Source organism: Oleiphilus sp. HI0125 (assembly GCF_001635355.1).
This window is the reverse complement of the sequence record NZ_LWGF01001531.1, coordinates 1-1188: the sequence shown is the minus strand read 5'-3', so window position 1 is coordinate 1188 and position 1188 is coordinate 1. Positions and strand designations below refer to the sequence as shown.

At 44.3% G+C, this 1188-nt stretch carries 1 protein-coding gene; it reads right to left on the bottom strand.

Annotated features, from left to right (window positions below; genetic code table 11):
• A partial coding sequence (locus A3762_RS25545; RefSeq protein ID WP_197469586.1) for an efflux RND transporter permease subunit occupies positions 1-1188 on the bottom strand: 1188 nt, incomplete at both ends.

Below are 1188 nucleotides of genomic sequence, written 5' to 3'. Positions count from 1 at the left end.
GCGCAGCTAACATAACTGAGATTGGAATCGCCCAACTCTCATACTGTGCGACAAGAAACAGATAAACAAAGATCAAAGCCATACCAAACAAAATTGGCGCAAGACCTCCGGCCATGATTTGTTGCAATGCAGAGCCTGTCCACTGTCCCTCATAACCATTCGGCAAAGCGGACGAAGCCAAGCTCTCAGCTGCTCGCATAACATCTCCAGAGCTGTACCCCGGAGCTGGCATTAAGTTGACTGTGACCGCACCAAATAAGTTATAACGAGAAGACACATCAGGCCCAACAAAAGTCCGCGTTGTGATTAATGTGCTAAGAGGCACCATTTCCCCTTTTTCTGTGCGAACTTGCAAGCGGCCTATATCATCGACTTCGTTTCGGCTCGCATCGTCAGCTTGCATCTTGACCTGATAAGTTTGCCCGAACTTACTAAAATCATTAACGTACAAGGCTCCCAATTGAGTTTGTAGTGTTAAGAAAATATCCGACAAGGGGATACCAAGATTCTTCGCTTTTTCGCGATCAAGATCGATAAATATCTGTGGAATATTGGCTTGATATGTTGTGAATGCAAAAGCAATTTCGGGTGTTTGGTTAGCTGCAATGATAAAACTTCGAACAGCCTCACCAAAATCTGCGGACGATTTGCCCTCCAGATTTTTCAGAACATATTCCAAGCCGGATGTTGCTCCCAAGCCAGGTATTGGCGGCATCGAAAACGCGCGAATATTAGCAGCAGAAACCGCATTAAATTTAGTCTGTAAGCGCTGCATCACAGCATCTTGATGTTGACTGGGTTGCTTTCGTTCTGCCCAGTCTTTCAACATCACAAACCCTAAGCCTGCATTCGAGGATGCAGCACCGGTTAACATACTGAAGCCAGGCACAGTAATAAAATCTACCACCTCTTCTTCAGACTCAATGATCTCATGTATTTGATCGAATACTTCTAAAGTACGATTCAAGGATGCTCCGGCAGGCAGCTGAACATCCATCGCAAAACTGCCTACATCCTCATCTGGCACGAAACCTTTAGCAACAATATTAATCGATTGCCCCATACTGAGAACGACAAAAACTAATATGACACCAACAATCATTAGCCGACGAATACTTTTTGCAACAATCGCATGATAGCCATCAGTCAATTTATCAAAATACTGATCGAATTTTCGGAAGACTAACG